General features: G+C 68.1%; 5 protein-coding genes. 4 read left to right on the forward strand and 1 reads right to left on the reverse strand.

The window, feature by feature from the left end; all coding sequences use genetic code 11:
• From ABSF49_RS20555 to ABSF49_RS20570, 4 genes are all read left to right on the forward strand, one after another.
• Positions 1-420 (forward strand): MFS transporter (locus tag ABSF49_RS20555; protein WP_424114499.1); only part of this gene is annotated, 420 nt, incomplete at its 5' end.
• 11 nt (positions 421-431) lie between these two features.
• Complete coding sequence (gene recO / locus ABSF49_RS20560; protein WP_424114500.1) at positions 432-1,163, forward strand: DNA repair protein RecO; 732 nt, start codon at positions 432-434, stop codon at positions 1,161-1,163.
• Positions 1,164-1,508: 345 nt separating this feature from the next.
• Positions 1,509-2,192: a CHAP domain-containing protein gene (locus ABSF49_RS20565; RefSeq protein WP_424114501.1), complete on the forward strand. Its 684-nt coding sequence runs from the start codon at positions 1,509-1,511 to the stop codon at positions 2,190-2,192.
• Positions 2,193-2,283: 91 nt separating this feature from the next.
• On the forward strand, positions 2,284-3,228 hold the full coding sequence (locus tag ABSF49_RS20570) for a nucleoside hydrolase (protein ID WP_424114502.1): 945 nt from the start codon (positions 2,284-2,286) through the stop codon (positions 3,226-3,228).
• 22 nt (positions 3,229-3,250) lie between these two features.
• Here the strand turns inward: ABSF49_RS20570 and ABSF49_RS20575 are convergent.
• Positions 3,251-4,285, reverse strand: a 1,035-nt coding sequence (locus ABSF49_RS20575) for a phosphoenolpyruvate carboxykinase (ATP) (protein ID WP_424114503.1), incomplete at its 5' end; no start/stop codon positions are given.

Consider the following 4,285-nt stretch of genomic DNA (forward strand, 5'->3'; position numbering starts at 1 on the left):
CTGATCGGCGCGGTCAGCTCGACGGTGATGGGCGATCTCGCCGGCCGCTACGGGCGACGAAAGGTGTTGTGGATCGCCATCGCCTGCGAACTCGTCGGCGTCGCGGCGACGCTGCCCGACAATCTCGCATTGGTGATCTTCGGCGTCGCGCTCATCACCTGGGGCTTCTTCGGCGCCCACTCGATCGCCTCAAGCTGGGTCGGCTTGCGCGCGCCGGGCGCGCGTCCTCAGGCGGCGGCCCTCTATCTGTTCTTCTACTACATCGGCTCGAGCCTGATCGGCTGGGCGGGCGGGTTGTTTTTCGCCCGCGACGGCTGGTCCGGCGTCGTCGCGCTTTTGGTCAGCCTCGCCGCCGTCGGGCTCGTGATCGCGTTGCGCCTTTCCAAGATCCCGCCGCCGCGCCACCTTGCCGGGCCGTAGGGAGCGGCGCGATGGAATGGCGCGACGAAGGCATCGTCATCGGCGTGCGTCGCCACGGCGAGACCTCGGCGATCATCGAGACGATGACCCGCCGCCACGGCCGTCATCTCGGCCTGGTGCGCGGCGGGCGTTCGTCGCGGTTGCGGCCGGCGCTGCAGCCCGGCAACACGCTCGGCCTGGTTTGGCGCGCGAGGCTCGACGAACATCTCGGCGTCTACGCCGTCGAACCGCTGGCGCTGAGGGCCGGGCGGCTGATCGGCAGCGCGTTGGGCTTGGCCGGGATCGGCTGGCTCGGCGCGCTGATGCGCCTGCTGCCCGAACGCGAAGCGCACGAATCCCTCTATCAGGGACTGACGCTGATCGCCGATCGGCTCGACGATTCCGCGGTGGCGCCGGCGCTCGTCGCCCGTCTCGAGGCGCGCGTCCTCGCCGAATGCGGTTTCGCGCTCGACCTCGACAGCTGCGCGGCGACCGGCGTGCGCGAGGACCTGATCTACGTCTCGCCCAAGAGCGGTCGCGCGATCAGCGCCGCCGCCGGCGCCGAGTGGCGCGACCGGCTGCTGCCGCTGCCGGCGTTCCTGCGCGGCGGCGAGACGCCGGCGCCCGGCCCGGCGGAGATCGCCGACGCGTTTCGGCTGACGGGCTTCTTTCTCGATCGCGATCTCTTCTCGCCGCGCGGCCTGCAATTGCCGGATTCGCGTCGCGCCTTCCTTGCGGCGGCGACGAAGGCGCAAGCCGGCTGAGCGGCGGCGCAATGCAAACATTGGCCAGGGGGATTGCGCCATCGCTGGCTCGGCCTCGCGCATTACGCGTTGGCATCACGAAACGACAGTATAACGGACGATAGGTACCGTATAAACGAACGGTAGGTCCCCACGGCCTCGTGTTCAGCAGGCTCACATTATCGACACATTCGCAGTCAATATGCCGACGGCTCGTATAGAGCGGACCTCTGCGCCGTTCATCGCTCGTTGACGAATCGAACGACTGCCTGGCGGCAAAGGTCTAATCAAAAAAACTGACCGACGAGGAAGGCATACGCTGCGTTAGGCGCGGCCTGTGTCCTCATGTCTTTGAAATGGAGCAGCATGTTGAAAGTTAGCGTTCTTGGAGTTCTCCTCGCCGCCGGGCTCTTGGCGCCGCAAGTGGCTCACGCCAACGGCAGGAATGCGCAGACCCCGAACGTCTTCGCCGAATGGCGCGAAGCGGGGGCCGGCGGGGAAGCAGCGCCGTCGCTCCGCCCCTATCGCTCCAGCCGCACAGCGCAGCGCCGGCCCGGAACGTCTCGCTACGCGTCGGGGCGCGCCAACCATTACGCCGGCAGGCAACCGATCGCGATGAGGCGGTATCGGGTGGGGTCTTTGCCTCCGGTCGCCAGTCCGCCTCCGTCGCTGTCGTTCGCTCCCGCGTCGTTCGGCGGCGGCGACGTCGTCGCCGAAGCGGCGCGCTGGATCGGCTCGGGCAAGTTCACCGGTCAGCCTGGCCCGTGGTGCGCCGACGCCGTGTCGGCGTGGCTCGAGCGTTCCGGCCATCGGCCGCTCGACGGCCGCATGGCGTCCTCGGCGCTCGCCTATGGCCCACGGCTCGAGCGGCCTGAGGTTGGCGCGCTGGCGGTGCTGGGAGGCCGTCGCGGCTGGGCGTCGCATGTCGGCGTCGTCTCCAGCGTCGATCGCGACGGCTCGATCCGTCTCATCTCGGGCAACTGGGGCCGTCGCGTCGCCGAGGCGGTCGTCCCGCGCGGGTCGGTCATCGCCTTCGTCGCCGTGCGCTAGCGGCTTGCGCGGCGGCGCAAAAAGCCATTCTCTGCGACCCAAGCGGCGCGGCGCCGGACGACCGGCCCGCGCCGATTTCTTTGAGGCGATCATGGCGCGTCCGATCATCATCGACACCGATCCCTCGCCCGACGACGCCGTCGCCTTCCTGATGGCGCTCGGCTCGCCCGACGAACTCGACCTGCTGGCGATCACCACCGTCGGCGGCAATGCGCCGCTCGTCTTGACCACCAAGAACGCCCTGAAGGCGCTCGAACTCACCGGCCGCGGCGACACGCCGGTCTACGCCGGCGCAAGCGGCCCGCTCAGCCGTGTCCTCGAGACCGCCGAGTACGTTCACGGCGAAAACGGCTTTGAAGGCTACGACCTGCCTGAGCCGACGTTGAAGGCCGCCGCAGGCTTCGCGCCCGACGCGATCGTCGACCTCGTCATGGCGCGGCCCGAACGCACGGTGACGATGTGCTGCCTCGCGCCGCTGACCAATCTCGCGCTGGCGCTCGCCCGCGAGCCGCGGCTGGCGCGACGGCTCGAGCGCATCGTGCTGATGGGCGGCGCCTTCTCCGAAGGCGGCAACGTCAGCCCCTGCGCCGAATACAACATCTACGTCGATCCGGAGGCGGCGCGGCGCGTCTTCGCCTGCGGCGCGCCGATCGTGATGATCCCGCTCGACTGCACCCATCAGGCGCTGACGACCAAGGCGCGGCTCAGGCGCCTGTGCGCCGTCGGCAAGCCGCATATGGAGGCGTTCTTCCATCTGCTGACCGCCAACAAGCGCTTCGACGAGAACAAATACGGGACTGACGGCGGCCCGTTGCACGACCCGACCGTCGTCGCCTATCTGCTGCGCCCCGAGCTGTTCGACGGGCGCGACGTCGCGGTCGAAATCAGCTGCGACGAAATGACGCGCGGGATGACGATCGTCGACTGGTGGAGCGTGACCGACAGGCCGGCCAACGCCAAAGTGCTGCGCTCGATCGACGCGGAGGGCTATTTCGACCTGGCGATCGAACGCCTGGCGCGGGCGGCGCGCGGCTGAACCGCGCGCCGGTTTCGCGACCTCACTCCGTCAGAGCGCACCGATCAGGACCGGCTTCCAGCACGGCCTCGTCGACCCGCGCGGCGTATTGCTGGAAATTGTCATGGAACATGTAGACCAGACGTTCCGCCGTTGCGGCGAACGCTCGCTTGTCGCGCCACGTCCGCACTGGATCGAGCAACGCCGAATCGACGCCGGGGACGAAGGTCGGCACGGCGAGGCCGAAGTAGCGATCTGTGCGGAACTCGGATTGCACGAGCGAACCGTCGAGCGCGGCGGTGAGCAAGCGACGCGACACGCGGATCGGCATGCGCGCGCCGACGCCGCACGGACCGCCGCTCCAGCCGGTGTTGACCAACCAGCAATTGACGCCGCCGTTGTCGATCAACTCGCGCAGCAGATTGCCGTAGACGATCGGATGGCGGGGCATGAACGGCGCGCCGAAGCAGGTCGAGAAGGTCGCCTGCGGCTCGAACACGCCGCGTTCGGTTCCCGCGACTTTCGCGGTGTAGCCGGAGAGAAAATGATACATCGCCTGATTGGCGTCGAGCTTGGCGATCGGCGGCAGCACGCCGAAGGCGTCGCAGGCGAGCATGACGACGTTGCGCGGTTGGCCGGCGCGTCCCGACGTCGATGCGTTGGCGTTGAAATCGATCGGATAGGCGATGCGCGTATTCTCAGTCAGGGAGTCGTCGTCGAAGTCGGGCGCGCGGGTGTGCGGGTCGAGTACGACATTCTCCATGACCGCGCCGAAGCGCTCGCTGGCGGCGTAGATGTCCGGCTCCGCTTCGCGCGACAGGCGGATCGCCTTCGCGTAGCAACCGCCCTCGAAGTTGAAGATCCCTTCGCGACTCCAACCATGCTCGTCGTCGCCGATCAGGGTGCGGTTGGGGTCGGCTGACAGAGTCGTTTTGCCGGTGCCGGATAGGCCGAAGAAGATCGCGACGTCGTCGGGCCCGCCGAAATTGGCGGAGCAATGCATCGGCAGCACGTTGGAGTCGGGCAAGATGAAGTTGAGATAGCTGAACACCGACTTCTTCATTTCGCCGCCGTAGCG

Source organism: Roseiarcus sp., assembly GCF_049514155.1.
GTDB lineage: Bacteria > Pseudomonadota > Alphaproteobacteria > Rhizobiales > Beijerinckiaceae > Roseiarcus.